This window comes from Collimonas sp. (assembly GCF_035566375.1).
Taxonomy (GTDB): Bacteria; Pseudomonadota; Gammaproteobacteria; order Burkholderiales; family Burkholderiaceae_D; genus Collimonas.
Genome location: NZ_DATMRK010000062.1, coordinates 86,995 through 110,070, shown reverse-complemented (window position 1 = coordinate 110,070; position 23,076 = coordinate 86,995). Strand labels below are relative to the sequence as shown.

17 protein-coding genes are annotated in these 23,076 nt (G+C 60.3%); 14 read left to right on the top strand and 3 right to left on the bottom strand.

Translation table 11 applies throughout. The features are described 5' to 3' along the window. Positions 1 to 24: 24 nt before the first annotated feature. Entirely contained in the window at positions 25 to 819 is a 795-nt protein-coding gene (locus VNZ60_RS19990; protein WP_325662269.1) for an IclR family transcriptional regulator domain-containing protein, read from the bottom strand. 168 nt (positions 820 to 987) lie between these two features. Between VNZ60_RS19990 and VNZ60_RS19985 the strand changes: the two genes are divergently transcribed. From VNZ60_RS19985 to VNZ60_RS19965, 5 genes are all read left to right on the top strand, one after another. Beyond that, on the top strand, positions 988 to 1,686 hold the full coding sequence (locus VNZ60_RS19985; protein ID WP_325662268.1) for a 3-oxoacid CoA-transferase subunit A: 699 nt from the start codon (positions 988 to 990) through the stop codon (positions 1,684 to 1,686). Between the two features lie 45 nt (positions 1,687 to 1,731). Further along, entirely contained in the window at positions 1,732 to 2,373 is a 642-nt protein-coding gene (locus VNZ60_RS19980; RefSeq protein ID WP_325662266.1) for a 3-oxoacid CoA-transferase subunit B, read from the top strand. A gap of 37 nt (positions 2,374 to 2,410) precedes the next feature. After that, on the top strand, positions 2,411 to 3,643 hold the full coding sequence (pcaF, locus tag VNZ60_RS19975; RefSeq protein ID WP_325662265.1) for a 3-oxoadipyl-CoA thiolase: 1,233 nt from the start codon (positions 2,411 to 2,413) through the stop codon (positions 3,641 to 3,643). 91 nt (positions 3,644 to 3,734) lie between these two features. Further along, complete coding sequence (locus VNZ60_RS19970; RefSeq protein WP_325662264.1) at positions 3,735 to 4,274, top strand: isochorismatase family protein; 540 nt, start codon at positions 3,735 to 3,737, stop codon at positions 4,272 to 4,274. 183 nt (positions 4,275 to 4,457) lie between these two features. Beyond that, positions 4,458 to 4,913 carry a transposase gene (locus VNZ60_RS19965; protein WP_325662262.1) on the top strand — a complete coding sequence of 152 codons (456 nt, stop codon included), beginning with the start codon at positions 4,458 to 4,460 and terminating at the stop codon, positions 4,911 to 4,913. Between the two features lie 70 nt (positions 4,914 to 4,983). On the opposite strand, the gene VNZ60_RS19960 is transcribed toward VNZ60_RS19965, so the two are convergent. Together VNZ60_RS19960 and VNZ60_RS19955 are read right to left on the bottom strand one after the other, a co-directional pair. Beyond that, positions 4,984 to 5,433 carry a ProQ/FinO family protein gene (locus VNZ60_RS19960; protein WP_325662260.1) on the bottom strand — a complete coding sequence of 150 codons (450 nt, stop codon included), beginning with the start codon at positions 5,431 to 5,433 and terminating at the stop codon, positions 4,984 to 4,986. Positions 5,434 to 5,638: 205 nt separating this feature from the next. Next, on the bottom strand, positions 5,639 to 6,589 hold the full coding sequence (locus tag VNZ60_RS19955; protein WP_325662258.1) for a helix-turn-helix transcriptional regulator: 951 nt from the start codon (positions 6,587 to 6,589) through the stop codon (positions 5,639 to 5,641). 104 nt (positions 6,590 to 6,693) lie between these two features. Between VNZ60_RS19955 and VNZ60_RS19950 the strand changes: the two genes are divergently transcribed. From VNZ60_RS19950 to VNZ60_RS19910, 9 genes are all read left to right on the top strand, one after another. Continuing rightward, on the top strand, positions 6,694 to 7,542 hold the full coding sequence (locus VNZ60_RS19950; RefSeq protein WP_325662257.1) for an NIPSNAP family protein: 849 nt from the start codon (positions 6,694 to 6,696) through the stop codon (positions 7,540 to 7,542). A 79-nt stretch (positions 7,543 to 7,621) separates the two neighbouring features. Next, positions 7,622 to 8,266 carry a LysE family translocator gene (locus tag VNZ60_RS19945; RefSeq protein ID WP_325662255.1) on the top strand — a complete coding sequence of 215 codons (645 nt, stop codon included), beginning with the start codon at positions 7,622 to 7,624 and terminating at the stop codon, positions 8,264 to 8,266. Between the two features lie 299 nt (positions 8,267 to 8,565). After that, on the top strand, positions 8,566 to 9,885 hold the full coding sequence (locus VNZ60_RS19940; RefSeq protein ID WP_325662253.1) for an MFS transporter: 1,320 nt from the start codon (positions 8,566 to 8,568) through the stop codon (positions 9,883 to 9,885). A gap of 11 nt (positions 9,886 to 9,896) precedes the next feature. Continuing rightward, entirely contained in the window at positions 9,897 to 12,470 is a 2,574-nt protein-coding gene (gene nirB, locus VNZ60_RS19935) for a nitrite reductase large subunit NirB (protein WP_325662251.1), read from the top strand. Between the two features lie 10 nt (positions 12,471 to 12,480). Then, the gene (gene nirD / locus VNZ60_RS19930; protein ID WP_325662249.1) at positions 12,481 to 12,828 is read left to right on the top strand and encodes a nitrite reductase small subunit NirD; all 348 of its coding nucleotides are present in this window, start codon (positions 12,481 to 12,483) and stop codon (positions 12,826 to 12,828) included. After that, entirely contained in the window at positions 12,825 to 14,078 is a 1,254-nt protein-coding gene (locus tag VNZ60_RS19925; protein WP_325662247.1) for an NAD(P)/FAD-dependent oxidoreductase, read from the top strand. The genes nirD and VNZ60_RS19925 overlap by 4 nt, the downstream gene beginning before the upstream one ends. 12 nt (positions 14,079 to 14,090) lie before the next feature. Further along, positions 14,091 to 16,877: a nitrate reductase gene (locus VNZ60_RS19920; protein WP_325662245.1), complete on the top strand. Its 2,787-nt coding sequence runs from the start codon at positions 14,091 to 14,093 to the stop codon at positions 16,875 to 16,877. 305 nt (positions 16,878 to 17,182) lie between these two features. Further along, positions 17,183 to 18,898 (top strand): ShlB/FhaC/HecB family hemolysin secretion/activation protein, encoded by a 1,716-nt coding sequence (locus VNZ60_RS19915; protein ID WP_414648921.1) that lies wholly within the window; start codon positions 17,183 to 17,185, stop codon positions 18,896 to 18,898. A 92-nt stretch (positions 18,899 to 18,990) separates the two neighbouring features. After that, the gene (locus VNZ60_RS19910; RefSeq protein WP_325662241.1) at positions 18,991 to 23,025 is read left to right on the top strand and encodes a two-partner secretion domain-containing protein; all 4,035 of its coding nucleotides are present in this window, start codon (positions 18,991 to 18,993) and stop codon (positions 23,023 to 23,025) included. Positions 23,026 to 23,076 lie beyond the last annotated feature (51 nt).

The following is a 23,076-nucleotide window of genomic DNA, read 5'->3' as shown; positions in this document are numbered from 1 at the left end:
TTGGGCCAGTTGCTCAAGTCCGCATCATTTTTGCGCCCGCACCAGCAGATTGATTTTAGCGGCAGCGGCCAGCAGCATCGGCAGGCAATGCTCCAGCATGTGCGCGGGAGTCGGATTATTTACCTGGCCGCTGATGTTGATGGCGGCAACCACCCGACCGTTGCGGTCGAACACAGGCGCAGCCAGCGACACCAGCCCCGGTTCCAGTTCTTCGCTGACCAGGCACCAGCCCTGTATTCTCACCTGCTGGATGATTTCGTACAGACGCTGCCGATCGACCACCGTATGCGCCGTATGCGCCGGTAATGCGGCCGCAGCCAGGCGTTGCTTGACGGTTTCATCCGGCAAACCGGCCAGCAGCACCCGTCCCAAGGAAGTGGCGTAGGCCGGCAAGCGGCTGCCTACGCCAAGATTGATCGACATGATTTTGTGCGCCGGCACCCGCAGCACATACACAATCTCATCGCCGTCCAGCACCGCGGCGGAGCAAGACTGCCGCAGACTTTGCACCAGATCTTCCATCACCGGCTGCGCCTGGGTCCAGATCGGTAGCGACGACAAATAAGCAAAACCCAGTTCCAGCACCTTAGGCGTCAGGCGGAACAAACGCCCGTCCATCGCGACATAGCCCAGATGCAGCAAGGTCAGCAGGATGCGTCGCGCCCCGGCGCGAGTTAGTCCGGCGGCGGCGGCGACTTCGGTCAGCGTTTGCGCCGGCGCGTCGGCGCCGAAGCTGCGCAGCACTGCAAGCCCGCGCGCGAACGACTGCACGTAACTGTCGCCCGGCTTGGGATCGAAGCTGTCGGATGGATTAGGCATGGCCACACTTTCATTCAATACAGGTGCACAGCTGCAAGGATGCGCAAAAAAACAGCAGTTGACATTGTCCTGTCAGCTGACTATTCTTTTCGAATAAGTTCTTTATGCGAATATTTGTTCATTATAAGAACTTTATTTTATTTTTCAACTTAAATGTTCGTAAAACCTATGATTAACAAAATTATTCCATCGATCGAGCAAGCCCTCGCGAATATTCATGACGGCGCCACCATCATGATCGGCGGCTTCGGCGGCGCTGGCCAGCCGGCAGAATTGATCGACGCCCTGATCGAGCAAGGTGCACGCGATCTGGTCATCGTCAACAACAATGCCGGCAACGGCGAAACCGGGCTGGCCGCACTGCTCAAGACCAAACGGGTGCGCAAGATCATCTGCTCCTTCCCGCGCCAGGCCGATTCGCAAGTCTTCGACGGCTTATATCGCGCCGGCGAGCTAGAGCTGGAACTGGTTCCGCAGGGCAATCTGGCAGAACGCATCCGTGCTGCGGGCGCCGGCATCGGCGCTTTCTTTACGCCCACCGGTTATGGCACGGCACTCGCCAAAGGCAAGGAAACCCGCGAAATCAACGGCAAGATGTATGTGCTGGAACATCCGATCCATGCAGATGTCGCTTTGATCAAGGCTGAGCGCGGCGACCGTTGGGGCAACCTGACCTACCGCAAGACCGCACGCAATTTCGGCCCCATCATGGCCAGCGCCGCCAAGCTCACGATTGCCTCGGTGCATGAGATTGTCGAGCTGGGCAGTCTCGATCCCGAGAGCGTGATCACGCCCGGGCTGTTCGTCCATAGAGTGGTGCAAGTGCCGCGTAGCGCCACCGGCCCGGCGGGTTTCAAAGCAGCGTAAAAGCAGTGTAAAAGCAGCGTAAAAGTAAATACAAGCGAGAACATCATGAATAAATGGAGCAGAGAGCAAATGGCGGCGCGCGTGGCGCAAGACATACCCGACGGCGCCGTGGTCAATCTTGGGATAGGTTTGCCGACGCTGGTGGCAAACCAGTTGCCGAGCGACCGCGAAGTCATCCTGCACAGCGAAAACGGCGTGATCGGCATGGGGCCGGCGCCCGCCAAAGGCGAGGAAGACTACGATCTGATCAATGCTGGCAAGCAAGCGGTGACGCTGCTGCCAGGCGGCTGCTATTTCCACCACGCCGACAGTTTCGGCATGATGCGCGGCGGCCATCTGGATGTGTGCGTGCTGGGTGCGTTCCAGGTCTCGGCCGGCGGCGACCTGGCCAACTGGCATACCGGCGCGGCGGATGCGATTCCCGCCGTCGGCGGCGCCATGGATCTCGCCATCGGCGCTAAAAAAACCTATGTGATGATGGAGCATCTCACCAAAACCGGAGAGAGCAAATTGGTGTCGGCTTGTACCTATCCGCTCACGGGGATCGGCTGCGTGAGCCGGATCTATACCGATCTGGCGGTGATTGACCTGACCGCGGACGGCGCCAAAGTGAGCGCCATCGTCGATGGCCTATCGTTCGAGGAGCTGCAGAAGCTGACCTCGGTGCCGCTCATCATGGCTTGCTGATACGGCTCAGCGCCGATCAATTGATTTAGGAGATCTCATGTCCCATTCGTCCCCGACCTACTCTTCCATTTCCCAAGCTTTTATTTGTGACGCCCAACGCACACCCTTCGGCCGCTACGGCGGCGCGCTGTCCGCCGTGCGCGCCGACGATCTCGGCGCGGTCCCCATCCGCGCCCTGATTGCGCGCAATCCGCAGGTCGACTGGCAAGCCGTGGCCGACGTCATCTACGGCTGCGCCAACCAGGCCGGCGAAGACAATCGCAACGTGGCGCGCATGTCGGCGCTGCTGGCCGGTTTGCCGCTGGAAGTGCCGGGCGCAACCCTGAACCGCCTGTGCGGCTCCGGTCTGGATGCGCTGGGTACGGCGGCCCGCGCCATTAAAAGCGGCGAGGCTGGCTTGATGATCGCCGGCGGCGTCGAGAGCATGAGCCGGGCGCCGTTCGTGATGGCGAAGGCGGAGAGCGCGTTTTCGCGCGCCGCCAAAATCGAAGACACGACCATCGGCTGGCGCTTCATCAACGCTTTGATGAAGCAGCAATACGGCGTCGATTCGATGCCGGAGACGGCTGAAAACGTAGCGCTCGAATTCGGCATCAGCCGCGCCGACCAGGACCGGATGGCGCTCGCCAGCCAGATGAAAACGGTGGCAGCGCAAAACGCCGGCTACTTCGACAGCGAAATCACGCCGGTCACGATCGCGCAGAAAAAAGGCGAGGCAATCGTCGTCAGCAAAGACGAACACCCGCGCGCCACCAGCCTGGAAGCACTGGCCAAGCTGAAAGCCGTGGTCAGGCCGGACGGCAGCGTGACAGCCGGCAACGCATCGGGCGTAAATGACGGCGCCTGCGCACTGTTGCTGGCCGACGAAGCCAGCGCCGCCAGATATGGCCTCACGCCCAAGGCCAGGATCGTCGCCATGGCGACCGCCGGCGTGGCGCCGCGCATCATGGGCATAGGCCCGGCGCCGGCGAGCTTGAAAGTGCTGGCGATGACCGGCTTGCGCCTGGACCAGTTCGATGTGATCGAATTGAATGAAGCATTCGCCGCACAGGGATTGGCGGTTCTGCGCCAACTCGGCTTGCAGGACGACGACCCGCGCGTCAATCCGAACGGCGGCGCGATCGCGCTTGGCCATCCACTGGGCGCATCCGGCGCCCGTCTGGCTACCACTGCGGTGAATCAGTTGCAGCGGATCCAGGGGCGTTATGCCTTGTGCACGATGTGCATCGGCGTCGGCCAGGGGATTGCGGTGGTGCTGGAACGGGTGTAAATCCGGGCGGATGAGAAAGCATGAGAAAGCATGAGAAAGCATATGCAGCGCATGGTATAAAACGAGTTATCTCCATTTGGCCGGGCCAACCATGAGCTACCTATGTGACGCATCCCGCACCACGCTGATCGTCATCGATCTGCAGGAAAAATTGATGCCGGTGATCGGCGATGGCGCACAAGTCTTGCAACGTGCCGTGATACTGGCGCAGGCTGCGAAACTGCTGGCGATTCCTGTCATCGGCACGGCCCAGCAGCCGTTACGGCTGGGGCCGATTGTGGCCCCGCTCCACCCGTTGCTCAACCGGACCATAGAAAAATCCAGCTTCGACGCTTGCGCCAAGGCGGAATTCATGGCGGCATTGACCAACGGCAGAGACGAATTGGTGGTGCTTGGCTGCGAAGCACACATCTGCGTTTTACAAACGGTGCTGGGTTTGCTGCACCGGCAACGACGGGTAAAACTGGTCAGCGATGCATGTGGCTCGCGCAAGGCCGCCGACAAGATCGCCGCTATCGATCGCGCCCGCGCGGCCGGCGCCGAAATCGTCAGCAGCGAAATGTTGATGTTCGAATGGATGCGCGATAGCGATCATCCGAATTTCCGCGAAATACTGAAGCTGATCAAGTAGTCCGGCGCAATTCGTCTCTAGCCATATTTGCGCCATATTCTCGCCATCCACTCGCCGATTACGCCAAGCAAGACAAAAGTACAGGCATTTGCCGGCTCACGATTCAGCCATCCCTTATGTATTTTTTGCTCGAAATGATCAAGAATAGTTCGATCAATTTGATCATCATCAAGGCGGCGAGCTATGGATCTTCGAGAAGAGTATTGGCAAAAACTGAAGCCGTTGTTACCCGGCGGAGACGCTGATCCAGGCGCCTCCGGTCGTGACAATCGTCTATTCCTGCAGGCCATTCTGTGGATTGTGAAGCGTCAATCCAAATGGTCGAACCTGCCGCCGGAATTCGGCCGTTGGCAGACTTCCTATGTGCGCTTCATGCGTTGGAACCAAGCCGACATCTGGCGGCAACTGGCGCATCATCTGAGCGATGACAGCGAGTTGCAAAAACTGCTGAACCCGATTGTGGCGTTCGGCGACGAGTACACCCGGCGCGCAGCGCAAAGGTCGATCAATAAAGATAACCGGATTGCTTACAGCGCGATGCTGGGCCGGATAGTTCCACCGAAAGCCTATCCTTTGGCCGAGGAAAATACGATAGCGAACGCCAGCTCAAACTGGATCTGGCTGCTGACGCGTAAATAAGCCGGCCGCCGACGCTTGAACGCGTCAGACAGCCGGTCAACTTATTTAGGTCACGCTGATTATTCCGTCTTTAGCCGCGATTGCGCGAAAACTTTGCAGTCAGCTGGCTCAATTTTTCAGCATGCTGACGCGCCGCTTTTTCGGCCGCCTCTTGTGCTGCTTCGGCGGCGCGCTGGACCTTGCGCTGCTCAGCGTTTTTCTTGAAACGTTCACGCAGCGTTTCAGTGGCATGGGTGCGGTGGACTTCGGTCACTTCATCCGTACTGTTGCCGTCGAGATCGAATCTGTGCGTCGCTTTTTCCATCCCTTTCAGATAACGCAAGGAATTAGTATGCATGCCCAACGCGATGCGCAAGGTCTTGCGATTGAGTTCGGGCGACAGCGCGATGAGTTGCTTGTCGATACCGATGGCAAGCGGTTGGTAATCGCGAAATACTGCGAATTTTTCCTGGAGCTCTTTGAGCAGAACGCGGGCAGTTTGAACCGGGGAGGGATTGGATGCAACGGAAGGTGTGTTCATTGACAACAAAAGCAGTGTGTTTTAGAACGCTCAGGATATCACGGAGATGCCCTCAAGCTCTTGCCTCAGCTATGTTTTCCGGCCTGAAGCGACGTTTTTCTGCGGCTTGTTGTTCTATAGAGAACCACGAAGTTGCGAATTAACATCGCACGCAGTCTACCGCGCATTGGCGCGCCGACCTACTGTCAATCTTGGCAGGCGCGCACTAATTTTCTGATAGCGCTAACAATCTTTGCGCGCAGACCCGGACCGCGTCGCGCAGTTCGGGCGGATGACGTATCTCAAATGCGAAGGGTAGCCGCGCCAGTTGCCGGGCAAACCAGTCGAGGTCGTCGGACTGATTGTGGACCAGTACACCGTCTTCTGTTTGCTCAAAGATGCCGATAGCGTCGAACAGGTGATCGCGGGCTGACTTGAGATCGGTTTTGAGCAGTACTTCGATGGTGAACGCGCGTGGCATGGTGGCCACTGAAAAAGCCAGATGCGCCAAAGCGTCGAAATCGGCCGGACGGGTAAAACTTTGTTCCAACATTTGCACCTGGCGGATGCGATCGAGCCGGAATGAGCGCAAGTCCTTGCGCAGATGGCACATGCCGGCCACATACCAGCGGCCGCCGCGGTAGACCAAACCATAGGCGTCGAAGTCGCGTTCGCTATCTTCACCGCTGGCGCTGCGGTAATGAAGATGTACCCGTTGCCGGTTTTGCGCCGCCGCGCTTAGCGCTACCAAGGCCGCGTTGTCCGCCGGCGAGACGGCTTGCGACAGATCCAGCTTGACCGTCTCGTCGACGGCGCTGACGCGGCGTTTCAGATTGGCCGGCATGATCCGCTCCAGCTTGGCCTGCGCGCTCGCCACGGCTGGCGCCGCCTCGGCCAGGCCCAGGCTGCGCGCCGCCAGCAAGCCGATCGACAAGGCCAGCGCCTCGTCATCGGTAAACATCATCGGCGGCAACTTGAAGCCGGCGATCAATGCATAACCGCCGTGGCGTCCGCGATCGGCGGTGATCGGAATCCCCATTTCTTCCAAGGTCACGATGTAGCGGCGCAGCGTACGGGCGCCGACCTGCAGGCGCGCGGCCATCTCGGCCCCGCTCATACGGCCATGGGTTTGCAGCAGTTCCAGCACTGCCAGCACGCGTGTGGTTGGGTGGTACATGCTCCGCAGGATAATTTATATATAGGGCGGATTATGTCCTAAATCCACTTTATCTTTGGTTTCAGCAACAAAAAATGCAAGCTGACCATAAGCAGGAGGCACAGATGAACCGATTCAGCGCCGGGATTTTCCTGCTGTTGGCAACGTATGCAGCGACATTTGCACAAACTCCCGCAATTTGTCCTGCTCCCTCAACCAATCAGCGAAACGCCATGCAAAACATCAGCCATCTCAACGATTTCCAGGTCATCGAATTCCGCCGCTACCAGATCAAGGAAGGCGGCCGGGCCAGATTCGCCACTTATTTCGAAAGCTTTTTCCCGGAAGCCTTTCAGCAACTTGGCGCGCTGGCTCTTGGCCAGTTCTACGAGCGCGGCAATCCAGATGCCTTTACCTGGCTGCGCGGCTTCAAGGACATGGACGCCCGCGCCATCGTCAATAGCGCCTTCTACTACGGGCCGGTATGGAAAGAACACCGGACCACCTTGAACGACTTGATTGTCGACAGCGATAACGTGCTGCTGTTGCGGCCCTTGCATCAGGACAGCGGAGTGAGCCTGTTGCCGACAGTAGATCCGGTGTGCGAAACACGCGGTGCGCAAGGTGTGGTGGTGGCGCAGATCTTTGCGCTCAAGGCCGGCGATGTCGACCAGTTTGCGCGCCAGGCAGCGTCGATCTTCGCTGCCTACCAGGCTGCCGGCATCCGCCAGGCGGGGCTGCTGGTAACGCTCGATGCAAAAAATAATTTCCCGCAGCTACCGGTCAGGACCGACGGCCTGTATCTGGTGTGGCTGGGGATTGCCAGGGACGACCAGCAATTGGAAAGCAAGTTTTACCCGCTGGCCGACCGCGCCGCCACAGAGCTCGCTGCCGAGGGTTTGCTAAGGTCGGCGCCGGAGCTGGTGATTCTGGATCCAAGCAAACGCTCGCGCCTGCGCTGGCTGGCGGAATGACCGAGACCGAAGCAAATCCGAAGTAAATCCGAAGTAAGTCACTTACCGAAATTTTCTGCAGATCATCAGGAGACACAAAATGCATCAATCGATCAATCTCTGGCTTTACTTCTTGATTGTGTTTGGCGTCATCGTCTTGCCCGGCCTGGACATGGCCTTCGTGCTGGCCAGTGCGCTGGTCGGCGGCCGCCGCTCCGGCCTGGCAGCAGTGGCCGGGATTGTCGCCGGCGGCGTCTGCCACATAACCATGGGTGCACTGGGCCTGGCGGTGGTGCTCAAGCTATGGCCGAGCTTATTCAATCTGGTGCTGCTGGCCGGCGCTGCTTACATCGCCTGGATCGGCTGGTCGTTATTGCGCAGCGAGAGTGGTTTCAGCTTCACCTCGACGCCCACCCAGGCTGCAGCCAAGCCGCCTGCCACTACTTTTTATCAGGGCATGCTGACCAGTTTGCTCAATCCGAAGGCCTACGTTTTCATGCTGGCGATCTTCCCGCAATTCCTGAAAATCGACGCCGGCCCGATCTGGAGCCAGGCGCTGGTGCTGTGGATAATCACTGCGCTTACCCAGTTTGGCGTGTACGGTTTCATTGCCATCCTCTCCAGTCGGACTCGCGGCTGGTTCGACGCCAATCCGCACGGCAGTCTGATCACTGCTCGTGTGGTCGGCGGACTATTGATTGCCGCCGGGATATTTACCGGGATCGAAGGCTGGCAGGCAATTTAGCCGGCCACCGCACCGAAATAGATTGCAGTGCACCATTTTCACGCAAAAATCCCGTGCGGCGCTCTGCAACGGCGCGGCGGATCATTGTTTTTTTTATCTGAAAAATAAATAAATCGTTTTAAATCAATGACTTAATTTGATGGCACGGCGTTTGCATTGGATCAGGTCACAGGATCAACGGCGATCCGACCTTTTCTAACGCAGGTCCAACGATGGATCTGTTGGACAACGGCGTCCTCTTGGCTTGACCACTTTGTGGTTGGGCCGGGAGGACGCCTTTTTGTTTTTAAAGACAAAAAATGGCAAACAAAGCGACCAGCATCCAACTCTTCAGCCTGCGTACACCGCAGATGCGTGCCTTCCATCTGACCTGGATGGCGTTCTTCGTCTGTTTCTTTGCGTGGTTCGCCTGCGCGCCGTTGATGCCGTTGATCAAGGGCCAGCTCGGGCTGAGCATGGCGCAGATCGCCAACATCAATATCGCCGCGGTGGCGGTGACGATACTGGTGCGGCTGCTGGTCGGTCCGTTGTGCGACCGTTACGGCCCGCGCAAGACCTATACCGGCTTGCTGCTGATCGGCGCCTTGCCGGTGTTCGGCGTGGCGCTGGTGCAGAGTTATGAGAGTTTCCTGTTCTTCCGCCTGTGCATCGGTGCGGTCGGCGCCAGTTTTGTCATCACCCAGTATCACACCTCGGTCATGTTCGCCTCCAACGTAGTCGGCACCGCCAACGCCGCTTCGGCTGGATGGGGCAATGCTGGCGGCGGCGCCGCGCAAGCCTTGATGCCGCTACTGGTGGCTGCCTTGCTGATGCTGGGTGTCAGCGAAACCATGGGCTGGCGCCTGGCCTTGCTGGTGCCGGGCGTGCTGATGCTGATCATGGCGGCGCTGTACTGGCGTTATACGCAAGACTGCCCGCAAGGAAACTATGCAGACTTGCGCGCGCAAGGCGTCGCCATAGAAGGCGGAAAAAAGGGCGGCTGGGCCAGTTTCCGCGCCGCCAGCGCCAATTACCGGGTGTGGCTATTGTTCGTTACCTACGGCGCTTGTTTCGGTGTCGAGATCTTTATTCATAACATCGCCGCCATCTATTACGTCGATCATTTCGGCTTGTCGCTGAAAGGCGCCGGCATGGCGGCCGCCAGTTTCGGTTTGCTGGCCTTGTTTGCACGGGCGCTGGGCGGCTGGCTGTCCGATAAAACGGCAACCCGCGGCAACCTGGATAGCCGTGCCACCCTGCTGTTTGTGCTGATGCTGGGCGAGGGACTGGGCTTGCTGTGGTTCGCCCACGCCGGCAGCGTGGCGCTGGCAGTGGTGGCGATGTTGACCTTCGGTTTGTTCACCCACATGGCTTGCGGCGCCACCTATGCGCTGGTGCCGTTCATCGATCGCAAGGCGCTCGGCGGCGTGGCCGGCATTATCGGCGCCGGCGGCAATGTCGGTGCGGTGGCTGCCGGTTTCCTGATGAAAGGCCTGGGCGATACGCAACAGACCTTGACCGTACTCGGTGTGCTGGTCGCGGTCTCGGCGCTGTGCGCCATCGCGGTGCGCTTCAGCCCGGAGCACAAGGCGCAAGAGCAGGAATTGCACAACAGTGCATTAGCCACCAGAAACGCATAAGGGAAAACGCCATGAAAATCATCGTCATCGGTCACGGCATGGTCGGCCACAAATTCCTGGAATGCCTGGCCGAGGCCAGCACCGCCACACCAGGCATAGCAGTTACAGTGCTGTGCGAAGAACCGCGCCCGGCTTACGATCGTGTCCATCTGTCGGAATTCTTTGCCGGCAAATCGGCGCAAGATCTGTCGCTGGTGGCGCCCGGTTTTTTCGAAGGCAACCAGCATATGGAACTCAAGCTGAACGCCAAGGCGCAACTGATCGACAGCGCCGCCAAGACTGTCACTGTCAACGTCAGCGGCGCGCTTGAAACCCTGTCCTACGACAAACTGGTGATCGCTACCGGTTCCTATCCTTTTGTGCCGACCCTGGCCGGCAACCAGCGCAAGGATTGTTTCGTCTATCGCACCATTGAAGATCTGGAGGCGATGCTGGAATGCGGCAAACGCTCGCGCAGCGGCGTCGTGATCGGCGGCGGCCTGCTGGGGCTGGAGTGCGCCAAGGCATTGCGCGACATGCAACTGGAAACCCATGTGGTCGAATTCGCGCCGCGCCTGATGGCGGTGCAGGTGGATGAAAGCGGCGGCCGCATCCTGCGCCAGAAAATAGAAGAACTGGGCGTCACCGCGCACACCCAAAAGAACACCTTGGAAATCGTCGATGGCAAAAGCGGCACGCATCGCATGAATTTCGACGACGGCAGCCATCTCGATACCGACATGATCGTGTTCTCGGCCGGCATCCGCCCGCGTGACGAATTGGCGCGCGATAGCGGGCTCAAGGTCGGCGATCGCGGCGGCATCGTGATCGACAACAGCTGCCGCAGCTCCGATCCGGACATCTATGCGATCGGCGAATGCGCTTTGTGGAACGGCAGGATATTCGGCCTGGTAGCACCCGGTTACGACATGGCGCGCATTGCAGCCAAACACATGTTGGCAGAGCCGGCCAGCGCCGGCATTGCGATACCGGAATTCACCGGCGCCGACATGAGCACCAAACTCAAGCTGATGGGCGTCGATGTCGCCAGCATCGGCGATCCGCACGGCAAGGAAGCCGGCAGCCGCTCCTATCAGTTCACCGATGAGCGCAAACAGATCTACAAGAAAATCGTGGTCTCGGAATGCGGTAAATACCTGTTGGGCGGCGTGATGGTGGGCGACGCCAGCGAATACGGCACGCTGCTGCAGATGATGCTGAACCGCATCGAGCTGCCGGCTTCGCCGGAATTCCTGATCCTGCCGCAAGCCGACGGCCAGGCCAAAGTCGGGCTGGGAGTCGACGCCTTGCCGGAGACGGCGCAGATCTGTTCTTGCAATAATGTCTCGAAGGGCGATCTGTGCGCCGCAGTCAGCGCCGGCGCCACCGACATCGGCGCCTTGAAAAGCTGCACCAAGGCCGGCACTTCCTGCGGCGGCTGCGTGGCGCTGGTGACGCAGATCATGAAGGCTGAGATGAAGAAACAGGGCATGGCGGTCAACAACCATGTCTGCGAACATTTTCCTTATTCGCGCCAGGAGCTGTTCCATCTGGTGAAGGTCGGCCAGATCAAAACTTTCGGCGCCTTGCTGGAACAGCATGGCAAGGGCCTCGGCTGCGATATCTGTAAACCGGTGGCGGCCAGCATCCTGGCGTCCTGCTGGAACGATTTCGTGCTGAAAAAGGAGCACGCCAGCCTGCAGGACTCCAATGACTATTTCCTTGGCAATATCCAGAAAGACGGCACTTACTCGGTAGTGCCTCGCATGGCCGGTGGCGAAGTCACGCCGGATGGTTTGATCGCGGTGGGACAGGTGGCCAAGAAATATGGCTTGTACACCAAGATCACCGGCGGCCAGCGGGTCGATTTGTTCGGCGCCCGCGTCGAGCAGTTGCCGCTGATCTGGGAAGAGCTGATCGCTGCCGGCTTTGAATCTGGCCACGCTTACGGCAAATCCCTGCGCACCGTCAAATCCTGCGTCGGCTCGACCTGGTGCCGCTACGGTGTCGACGACAGCGTCGGCCTGGCGATCGAACTGGAAAACCGCTACAAGGGTTTGCGGGCGCCGCACAAGATCAAGTTCGGCGTCTCCGGCTGCACCCGCGAATGCGCCGAAGCGCAGGGCAAGGACGTCGGCATCATCGCTACCGAAAAAGGCTGGAACCTGTACGTCTGCGGCAACGGCGGCATGAAGCCGCGCCACGCCGAACTGCTGGTAGCCGATCTCGACAAGGCAACCTTGATCAAGACCATCGACCGCTTCCTGATGTTCTACATCCGCACCGCCGACCGCCTGCAACGCACCAGCGTCTGGCGCGACAACCTGGAGGGCGGTCTCGACTACCTGAAGCAGGTAGTGGTGGACGACAAACTCAACATCGCAGCCGAACTGGAAGCCGACATGCAGCACGTGGTCGACACTTACGAATGCGAATGGAAGCACGCCGTGACCGATGCTGAAACGCGCAAGCGCTTCCAGCATTTCGTCAATAGCGACCAGGCCGACGATAACGTGGTGTTCATGGAAGAGCGCGGACAGATCCGTCCCGCCACCATACAAGAACGCAAGCGCATCACTATCCCGATTGCTGTCGAAACCGCTTAAAGGAACTGCCATGCATCATGACCGTCAAAGCAGCAACTGGATCGCCGTCTGTCCGCTGGAAGACATCGTGCCGAATACCGGCGTCTGCGCGCTGGTCAACGGCGAGCAGATCGCCGTATTCCATGTCATCGACGGTGAGCATCGTGTGTTCGCCATCGGCAATTACGATCCGAACGCTGAGGCGGCGGTGCTGTCGCGCGGCCTGGTCGGCAGCCTGGGAGAACGCATCGTGGTCGCTTCGCCTATTTATAAGCAACACTTCGATCTGCAGACTGGTGAATGTCTGGAAGCGCCGGAGCATTCCGTGAGCGCCTATCCGGCCCGCATCAGCGAGGGCAAGGTTTGGGTAGGCGTATGAGCAAGAAAGCGCCAACCGCCGCGCCATCGAAAGCCGACAAACCATCGCTGGTGGTGATCGGCAATGGCATGGCCGGCATGCGCACGGTGGAAGAGTTGCTCAAGCTGGCGCCGGACCTGTACGACATCACCGTATTCGGCGCCGAGCCGCACGGCAATTACAACCGCATCCTGCTGTCGCCGCTGCTGGCGGGCGACAAGAGCATGGACGACATCATGCTGAATACGCCTGAGTGGTACCGGCAGCACGGCATCACGCTGCATGCCGGCGATCCGGTGCTGGGCATAGACCGCCATCGGCGTATCGTCCGTTCGCGCGCCGGGGTCGAACTGCGCTATGACCGCCTGCTGCTGGCAACCGGCTCCAAGCCTTTCATCATCCCGGTGCCGGGCCACCAACTGCCGGGTGTGATCGCTTTCCGTGATGTCCAGGATGTGGAAACCATGTTGACGGCGGCACGCAATCATCGCCATGCGGTAGTCATCGGCGGCGGCTTGCTCGGCCTGGAAGCCGCCAATGGCCTGATGCGGCAAGGCATGGATGTGACCGTGGTGCATGTCATGGACAGCCTGATGGAGAGGCAGCTCGACAAATCGGCGGCGATCCTGTTGAAGAAGGCGCTGGAACAAAAAGGCCTGCGCTTTTTACTGAACGCTCAGACTGCTGAAATCGTCGGTAGCGAGCAAGTCACCGCAGTGCGCTTCAAGGATGGCACTGAAATCCCCGCCGATCTGGTGGTCATGACCGCTGGCGTTCGCCCGAATATCGAACTGGCGCAGCAAGCCGGCCTGCATTGCGAACGTGCGATCGTGGTTGACGACACCTTGCAAACCTATGATCCGCGCATCTATGCGGTGGGTGAATGCGTGCAGCACCGCATGGCAACCTTCGGCCTGGTGGCGCCGATCTGGGACCAGGCGCGGGTCTGCGGCGCTCATCTGGCCGGCGCCGGCCATCGGCGTTATGTGCAGCAAGCCACCGCCACCAAACTCAAGGTCACCGGTGTCGACCTGTATTCCGCCGGCGATTTCATCGGCGGCGAGGGTAGCGAAGACCTGGTGTTGCGCGATCCACGCCGCGGCATCTACAAACGGCTGGTGATCAACGGCCCGCATATCGTCGGCGCGGTACTGTATGGCGACGTCAAGGACGGTCCCTGGTATTTCGAGATGATCCAGAGCCGCACCGATATTTCGGCGCTGCGCAGCCAGTTGCTGTTCGGCCAGGCGCTGTGCGCCCAGGCTGCCTGAGTGAGGGCGCGCATGAGCATAGATCCGGTTCCTGTTTTTCCCCTGGTTGCGGCCGGCCAGCTGGCCGAAAAACTGGCTGAAAAGCAGAGCGGTACGCAGACTACCTGCCCCTATTGCGGCGTTGGTTGCGGTGTGCGCGCCACCGTCCGCGGCGACGGCCAGGTTGAGATTGCCGGCGACGAAACCCACGCCTCGAATTTTGGCCGCCTGTGCGTCAAGGGTTCGGCGCTGGGCGAGACCGTCGATCTGGATGGGCGTCTGTTATATCCGCAGATGCGCGATGTGCAAGCCGGTGATCCGCAACCGATGCAGCGCGTGTCCTGGGATGCGGCGCTGGATAAAGTCGCCCATGGCTTCCGCGCGATCATCGACCAGCACGGGCCGGACGCCGTCGCACTATATGTCTCGGGCCAGCTGCTGACGGAAGACTATTACATCGCCAACAAGCTGATGAAGGGCTACATCGGCAGCGCCAACATCGACACCAATTCGCGCCTGTGCATGTCGTCCGCGGTGGCCGGCCACAAGCGCGCTTTCGGCGCGGATCTGGTGCCGGTTTGCTACGAAGACCTGGAGCTGGCCGATCTGGTGGTGCTGGTCGGCTCCAACACCGCCTGGTGCCACCCGATCCTGTTCCAGCGCATCGCCAAAATCAAGGAAACCCGGCCGCAGATGAAGCTGGTGGTGATCGATCCGCGCCGCACCGCCACTTGCGAACTGGCCGATCTGCATCTGCCGCTGAAGGCTGGCAGCGATGTCTGGCTGTTCAACGGCTTGCTCAGTTATCTGGCGCGGCAGGACGCAGCCGATGCCGGTTTTATCGCCGCCCATACCAATGGCCTGGACGCAGCGCTGGAAGCGGCCGAGGCCGACTGCGCCGATCCCGCCGCCGTGGCTAAAGCTTGCAAGGTAGACCTGCAAGACTTGCTGACCTTTTACGCATGGTTTGCGGCCAATCAAAAAGTCGTCACTGCTTTCTCGCAAGGCGTCAACCAATCCTCATCCGGCACCGATAAGGTCAACAGCATCATCAACTGCCACCTGCTGACCGGCCGCATCGGCAAAGCCGGCATGGGCCCGTTCTCGATCACCGGTCAGCCGAATGCGATGGGCGGCCGCGAAGTCGGCGGCCTGGCGAATATGCTGGCGGCGCATATGGATCTCGACAATCCACGACATCGCCAGACCGTGCAGGATTTCTGGCAATCGCCGCGTATGGCGCAGCGGCCTGGTTTGAAAGCGGTCGACCTGTTCCAGGCCATCGAAGCCGGCCGCGTCAAGGCGGTATGGATCATCGCCACCAATCCGGTAGTAAGCCTGCCGGACGCCGATCAGGTGCAGCGCGCGCTCGCCAAATGCGAGCTGGTAGTGGTCTCCGACATCGTCGAAAAAACCGACACCAACGCCTTTGCCCACGTCTTGCTGCCGGCCATGGGCTGGGGTGAAAAAGACGGCACGGTGACCAGTTCCGAGCGCCGCATCTCGCGCCAGCGCGCTTTCCTGGCGCCGCCGGGCGAGGCCCGCGCCGATTGGCAGATCATGTGCCAGGTGGCGCAGCGCATGGGATATGACGGTTTCGCATTCAGCGCAGTGCATCAGATATTCGACGAACACACCCGCTTGAGCGCCTTCCGCAATGGCGACATCTTTGGCCAGCGCCGGCTGTTCAATCTGGCTGGCCTGAGCGGTCTGGATCAAGCCAGCTTCGATGCCTTGCAACCGCTGCAATGGCCGATCGTCACCACCGCCTCAGGTAAAAAACAGGGCACCGCGCGCCTGTTCGCTGACGGCCGCTTTTCCCACGCCGACGGCAAGGCGCGTTTCATCGCCACGCCGCCGCGCGCGCCGCAGCACGCGCCCGACAGCGAGTATCCGATGAGCCTCAACACCGGCCGCGTGCGCGACCAGTGGCACACCATGACGCGCACCGGCAAATCGCCCAAGTTGGCCGATCATGTGCCCGAATCTTTTGTCGATATGCATCCGCAGGACGCTCTTTTGTACGGCGTGCGCGAAGGCATGCTGGCGCGCGTGTCGACCCGCTGGGGCGCGATGGTGGCGCGGGTGCAGCATGGCGGCGGGATCGCCCGCGGCAGTATTTTTGTGCCGATTCATTGGAATGGCCAATCGGCTTCCGATGCGCGGGTGGGAGCGCTGGTCAATCCGGTAGTCGATCCGATTTCCGGCGAACCGGAATTCAAGCACACCCCGGTGCGGGTCGAAGAATTCCGCGTGGCCTGGTACGGTTTCGTGTTGAGCCGCAGCCAGCCGGTGCTGGACGATGTCACGCATTGGACGCGGATCCAGGGACGGCGCTTTAATCGCTACGAACTGGCCGGCCGCAGCCCGATCGCCGATCATGGCGCCTGGGCCGCCAAGCTGCTGGGAGTCGACTCTGCCGACGCCGACTGGCTGGAATATGAAGACGCTAGCGCCGGCGTTTATCGTGCCGTGCATGTGGTCGATGATTGCATCGACGCTTGCGTGTTCCTGTCGCCGCGACCGGATCTGCCGTCGCGCGCCTGGCTGGCCAGCCTGTTCATCAAGGAAAAACTGGAAGACGCCGACCGCGTCGGCCTGTTGATCGGCCAGCCGATCGAGAAGGGCGCCGATACCGGGCCCACCGTGTGTTCGTGTTTTTCGGTTGGCCGCAATACGATTTGCGATGCGGTGCGCAAGCAGGGTTTGCGCAGCGTGGCGCAAGTCACTACTTGTCTGAAGGCTGGCGGCAACTGTGGTTCTTGTGTGCCTGAGATCAAAAAATTGCTGTCGGAAATATTGGTCGAAGAAACCTCGTAACCAACTGTCGTCGCCTATGCCGGACGCAATTTGCCTGGATATGCAGGGAAATCCAGAAAGAAATTAATTGTAAAGCAACAATCCAAAATGTCATTTTCAGAAATTTCTTAGATTATTGCTAGTGCCAGCCTTAGATAATTCTCGTATCGATTAATACGAGCAATTACCTAAAAATGCACAAACCTCTCTCCAAATACGCATCCAGGTCGACGTCGACAACGGCGCGCCGTATTGCTGCTCCCGCTCCCGCTTCCGCTCCCGCTGCGCGACAATCCCAGGCCGGTGGTGTGCTGCGGCCGATCGTGATGGCGGTATTGTTAATGACTGGCGGCATCGCGCAGGCCAGCGCGGCTCCTGTGCGGGAGCCGGCTTCGGCGGTCAGCGAGGAGCAGCGCCAGCTGGAACGGGAGCGTGTACTGCGCGAGCAGCAAGAAAGCCAGCCTGACGTCTCGCTTGAAGCCCCGGCGCCGGCGGCGGACGGGGCCGAGTCAGCCAGGCTGCCAGTCGACGAAAGCCCTTGCTTTGCCATCAAACGCATCGAACTGGTAGGCGATAGCGCCGAGCGCTTCCAATGGGCCTTGCGCGCCGCCGATCCGCAAGACGATCCGGCCAGCGGCCGTTGCCTGGGAAGCAGCGCGATCAACCTGACCATGAAGCGCGTGCAAAACGCCATCATCGCCAGGGGCTACGTCACCACCCGGGTGTTGGCGGCGCCGCAGGATCTGAACAGCGGCACCTTGCAGCTGAGCCTGGTGCCGGGCCGGATCCATGCCATCCGTTTTGCCGACGGCGCCAGCCCGCGCGCCACCTTGTGGAACGCTTTGCCGGCGCAGCCCGGCGACTTGCTGAATCTGCGCGATCTTGAGCAAGGTTTGGAAAACTACAAGCGGATGCCGACCGTCGACGCCGAGATCAAGATCGTGCCGGCGCAAGGCGCGGCCGCCAAACCTGGCGAAAGCGATGTCGTCATCGGCTGGCAAGAAGCCGCAATGCCATTCCGCGTCACCCTGACGGCCGATGACTCCGGCAGCAAGGCCACCGGCAAATATCAGGCTGGCGTGACCGTTTCCTCAAATAACCTGTTGACCTTGAACGATATGTTCTACGCCAATTTCAGCCATGACCTGGGCGGCGGCAATGCAGGTGGCAAGGGCAGCCAGAGCTACACCTTGCACTACGACATCCCATACGGCTACTGGCTGCTCGGGGTGACCACCAGCAACTTCCGCTATCACCAGACGCTGGCAACGGTGTATCAGCCGATTTCGTTCAGCGGTGACAGCAGCAGCACTGAGATCAAACTATCGCGTTTGCTGTGGCGCGACGCCAGCAGCAAGACCAGCGCCTATTTCAGCGGCTGGACTCGCTCCTCCAACAACTTTATCGAAGGCATTGAAATTGAAAGCCAGCATCGCGCTATGGCTGGCTGGGAAGCCGGCGTCAGCCATCGCCATTTCATCGGCGCTGCAACAGTCGACGCCAGCCTGGGCTACCGGCGCGGTACCGGTGCGTTCGGCGCCGAACCGTCGCCAGAAGAAAAACTCGGGATTGGTCAGTTGGGTTCTTCGCGGCCCGAGATCGTCAGCGCCAGCGCGCAATTCAATCTGCCGTTCAAGCTCAGCAGCCAGAATTTACGTTACAACCTGACCTGGCGCGGCCAATGGAACGATACGCCGCTAGTGCCGCAAGACCGCTTCGCCATCGGCGGCCGCTATACCGTGCGCGGTTTCGACGGCGAAGTGTATCTGTCCGGCGAGCGCGGCTGGCTGGTTCGCAACGATCTCAGCCTGGCGCTGGGCGGCAGCGGCCAGGAAGTGTTTACCGGCCTCGATTACGGCCAGGTTGGCGGTTACTCCACGCAATATCTGTTAGGCACCGAGCTGGCCGGTTATGTGGTCGGCTTGCGTGGCCGCTACCTGGGCATGGGTTATGAATTGTTTGCCGGTCAGCCGCTGAAAAAGCCGCAGGGTTTCGAGACCGCTCATATCAACACAGGTTTCAACCTGAACTGGACTTTCTAACCAACAGCTTAGCCGACGAGCGCCCGCATAAGGCGCCTAACTCTGGCGCCTGACTCCGGCGTTTGACTCTGACCCAATACAGGAACAACACCATGAACCAACAACGTTATCGTCTCGTTTTCAACCGCTGCCGCAACTTGCTGATGGCAGTTGCCGAAACCGCCAGCAGCCAGGGCAAAGCGCCCGGCAGCACTACCGGGCGCGCCGGCAGCGCCAGCGCGGCCGCCAGCCCGGCGCCTATGCTGCGCTTGCGCGCTTTGCCGTTTGCCGCCATGTTGTCGATGGGTCTGAGTTTCCTCCTGGCGGTGCCGTTCGCCGCCGCCCAGCAGACACCCGACCGCAGCGCGCCCGCCGATCAGCAGGCGACGGTCATCAACGCCGCCAACGGCGTGCCGCTGGTTAACATCACCGCCCCCAAAGACGGCCTCTCTCACAACAAGTTCTGGCAGTTCGACGTCGGCCCGCAAGGCGTCATCCTCAACAACGGCAATCGGCCATCGAACACGCAACTGGGCGGTTGGGTCCAGGCCAATCCGAATCTGGTCAAAGGCACGGCGCGGATAATTCTGAACGAAGTCAATGCGATTACGGCCAGTCAGTTGCGCGGTTATATGGAAGTCGCCGGCGACAACGCCCAAGTGATCGTGGCCAACCCGGCCGGCATCACTTGCGACGGCTGCGGCTTCATCAACGCCAATCGCATCACGCTAACTACCGGCGCGCCGGTGCTCGGCGCTGACGGCAGCCTGGAAGGATTTCGGGTGCAGGGCGGTGTCATCAATATCGGCGGCAAGGGCATGGATAGCAGCCAGGCGGATTTCACCGATCTGATTACGCGTTCGCTGCAAGTCAATGCCGGGATCTGGGCCAATTCGCTGAAAATCACCACCGGCCTCAACCAGGTCAGCGCCGACCATAGCCAGATCTCGCCGATCACCGACGCTAACGGCAACGTACCGGAATACGCGGTGGACGTCGGCCAATTGGGCGGCATGTATGCCGGCAAGATCATGTTGATCGGCACTGAAGCCGGGGTCGGCATGCGCAACGCCGGCCAGATCGGCGCCAGCGCCGGCGATATCGTCATCACCGCCAGCGGCCAGCTGCAAAATCGCGGCTCCATCAACAGCAGCGGCAATCTGATGCTGAACGCCGGCGCCGGCATCGACAACAGCGGCGTCGTCATGGCGCGCGGCAACGCGCAACTCAGCAGCGGCGGTGACATCGACAATAGCGGCAGTATCGTCGCCATGGGCAACACCGTGCTGAACGCCGGCGGCCAGATCAACAGCGGCGCCGGCTCGGTGCTGGCAGCTGGCATGAAAGACGACGGCAGCATCGGCAATAGCGGCAATCTGCAACTCACCGGCAAAGGCAAGATCACCGCGCTGGGCCGCAATCTGGCCGGCGGCGATCTCAGCATGAACGGCAGCGCGCTCGATCTCGCAGGCAGCCAGACCAGCGGCAATAACATCAGCCTGAATGCCGCCGAGGGCGACATCGACGCTAGCGACGCTACCGTAATCGCCAGGAAACAACTCAGCGCCAGCACCAGCGGTACTTTGCGTACCGACCGCGCCGCCATCGCCGGCGGCCGGCTCGACCTGCGCGCAAAGGATTTATCCAATCTGAACGGCTACGTGCTGCAGAGCGACAGCAGCGGCGACAGCAACATCACTCTCAGCGGCAAGCTCAGCAATGGTAAAGGCCGCATCGGCAGCAACGGCGGCTTGAAGATCAGCGCGCGCAGCATAGACAATCAGGCAGGCAGCATCGTCGCCGCGCAAGCGATGGCCTTGGACAGCAGCAGCCTGGACAACCGCGGCGGCCAGATCCAGGCGCAAGGCGATTTGACCATCCGCAGCGGCAGCATCGACAACACTTCCAGCTTGATCCGTTCCGGCGCCACGCTGGACATACAGGCCGACAGTGTCGTCAACCGGGATACCCAGGGCCGCGACCAGGGCCTGGAGGGGAAATCGGTCCGCATCGACGCCGACCAGATCGACAACAGCGGCGGCGCCATTCGCGCCAACGACGCGCTGACCATCATCAGCGCCGGTAAGTTGAACAACGATAACGGCGTGATTTCCTCGCAAAACAGCGTGACGATTCAGGACCGCGATGCGACAGCCAGGAAACTGGAGATCAGCAACAGCAAGGGCGTTATTATCGCCGCCAACAATCTGCGCATGGACAGCGTCAAGCTCGGCGGCGACGGCAAGCTGCTGTCGAAAGGCGATATGGCGATCAGCGTTGACGGCGATTTCAACAACACCGGCACGCTGCAGGCCGACGGCGACCTCGCCTTCAGCAGCGGCGGCAAACTTAGCAATCAAAGCCTGATCCGCGCCGGTAAGACATTGAATCTGGAGGCCGCCAATATCGACAATAGCAAGGGCGCTGAAATCAGTGCGCAAACCACGCGCATCAAAACCGCCGGCACGCTCAACAACCGCGGCCAGATCAATGGCGGCAAGACCCGGGTGCAGGCCGATACGCTTAACAACCTGGGCAGCGGCCGGATTTACGGCGACCAGGTGGCGCTCGCCGCCAACATCCTCAATAATGACAAGGAAGACAACGTCGCCGCGGTGGTTGGCGCGCGCGAGCGCCTGGATATCGGCGCCGTCACCATCAACAACAGGGACCATTCGACCCTGTACAGCAAAGGCGACATGGCAATCGGCGGCGCGTTGGATGGCGACGACCATGCCATTGGTTCGGCCACCACGCTCAACAACGAGAGCGCGACCATCGACGCTGCCGGCAATCTGGATATCGCCGCCAAGACCATCAACAACCGGGATATCTATTTCACGACCATCGAGGAAGTGCAGGGCGGCGATTTTACCGGCGCCGCTTATTCGTTTGACGGCCAGAACTGGATTGAGGCGGCAAAAAATCCCCGCATCTTCGTTGTCGGCGGCATTTCTTACCTGCTCACGGATGACAATCCGACACCGACAGCTGGCGTCAACGATAATTTTTACAGCCTCGCTGGCGGGCTGACCACTACCCGCACCGAAGTCGGCACTTCCGATCCGGGTAAGATCCAGTCTGGCGGCAATATGCGCTTGAAGGCCGACACCATTCTCAATGACAAGAGCCAGATCACCGCCGGCGGCAGTCTGGACAGCGGCTCTACCGCGATCAACAACACCACGGTTACCGGTCACGACAAAGTCGTTCTCGGCGGCGCCAGTACGCATTACTACGCCACCAGCGAAACCAAGACCGGGGAGGATAACGAAGAATACGTCGTGTATACCCAGCACAAGGATGATAACGGCCAGGCCGGTATTGTCTTTAGCGATAAAACCTTCACGCTCTCTCCATCCAGCAGCAAGGACAAGACTGCGCCGACGCCGAGCGGCACCTTTATTGCCGAGCGCAAGACCGATGGCGTGAACGCGGCCATCGACGCCGCCGCTGCGGCAGTGACGCCGATCGGTACGATCGACAAGCAGGTCGATCAGCAGCTGGATAGAAAGAAAATGTTCCTTGGCAATCCCGATTCCGAGCTCAGCTACCCGATTGAAACAGATCCGAAGTACACCGAATATGGCCGCTGGCTGGCGTCGAACTACATGTTGCAGCAGCTGGGATTCGATCCCAGCTATATGCAGAAATATCTGGGCGATGAATATTTCGCGCAACGCCTGGTGCGCGAACAAATCATCCAGCTACGCGGCCAGCAAGGCCTCGGCGACTATGCCAGCGACCAGGCGCGTTACCGCGCTCTGCTGAATAACGGTGTCACCTTTGCCAAGACCTGGAACCTGCGGCCCGGCGTCGCTCTGTCGCCAGCGCAAATGGCGCAGCTCACCAGCGATATCGTCTGGCTGGTGCAGGAAGACGTTACCCAGGCCGATGGCAAGCCCGGCCAGATGCTGCTGCCGCAAGTTTACCTGCGGGTCAGGGACGGCGATCTTCACGCCGACGGCAAACTGATCGCGCCGCAGCCGCTCAGCTTCAAGCCATCCGGCAACGGCGCCGACCAGGGCAGCATTGCCGGCCGCACCGTGGTCACCCTTGATCACGCCGACATGCAGGGTTTAATCCGGCAATTGGGCAGCAAGCCGGTGGCGGGTTTGTATGGACGGCCAGAGCACGCAGTTGAGTAAGGTTAGGACGGACGCCAGGCATTGAATCGGGACCAAGGCTGCGCGGCCGCC

Coding starts and splice junctions, on each gene's coding strand:
- VNZ60_RS19915 (WP_414648921.1), top strand. CDS start 17,183: ATGGCGGTATTGTTAATGACTGGCGGCATCGCGCAGGCCAGCGCGGCT.
- VNZ60_RS19980 (WP_325662266.1), top strand. CDS start 1,732: ATGAATAAATGGAGCAGAGAGCAAATGGCGGCGCGCGTGGCGCAAGAC.
- VNZ60_RS19985 (WP_325662268.1), top strand. CDS start 988: ATGATTAACAAAATTATTCCATCGATCGAGCAAGCCCTCGCGAATATT.
- VNZ60_RS19970 (WP_325662264.1), top strand. CDS start 3,735: ATGAGCTACCTATGTGACGCATCCCGCACCACGCTGATCGTCATCGAT.
- nirB (WP_325662251.1), top strand. CDS start 9,897: ATGAAAATCATCGTCATCGGTCACGGCATGGTCGGCCACAAATTCCTG.
- VNZ60_RS19990 (WP_325662269.1), bottom strand. CDS start 819: ATGCCTAATCCATCCGACAGCTTCGATCCCAAGCCGGGCGACAGTTAC.
- VNZ60_RS19920 (WP_325662245.1), top strand. CDS start 14,091: ATGAGCATAGATCCGGTTCCTGTTTTTCCCCTGGTTGCGGCCGGCCAG.
- pcaF (WP_325662265.1), top strand. CDS start 2,411: ATGTCCCATTCGTCCCCGACCTACTCTTCCATTTCCCAAGCTTTTATT.
- VNZ60_RS19940 (WP_325662253.1), top strand. CDS start 8,566: ATGGCAAACAAAGCGACCAGCATCCAACTCTTCAGCCTGCGTACACCG.
- VNZ60_RS19910 (WP_325662241.1), top strand. CDS start 18,991: ATGAACCAACAACGTTATCGTCTCGTTTTCAACCGCTGCCGCAACTTG.
- VNZ60_RS19965 (WP_325662262.1), top strand. CDS start 4,458: ATGGATCTTCGAGAAGAGTATTGGCAAAAACTGAAGCCGTTGTTACCC.
- VNZ60_RS19955 (WP_325662258.1), bottom strand. CDS start 6,589: ATGTACCACCCAACCACACGCGTGCTGGCAGTGCTGGAACTGCTGCAA.
- VNZ60_RS19960 (WP_325662260.1), bottom strand. CDS start 5,433: ATGAACACACCTTCCGTTGCATCCAATCCCTCCCCGGTTCAAACTGCC.
- VNZ60_RS19950 (WP_325662257.1), top strand. CDS start 6,694: ATGAACCGATTCAGCGCCGGGATTTTCCTGCTGTTGGCAACGTATGCA.
- nirD (WP_325662249.1), top strand. CDS start 12,481: ATGCATCATGACCGTCAAAGCAGCAACTGGATCGCCGTCTGTCCGCTG.
- VNZ60_RS19925 (WP_325662247.1), top strand. CDS start 12,825: ATGAGCAAGAAAGCGCCAACCGCCGCGCCATCGAAAGCCGACAAACCA.
- VNZ60_RS19945 (WP_325662255.1), top strand. CDS start 7,622: ATGCATCAATCGATCAATCTCTGGCTTTACTTCTTGATTGTGTTTGGC.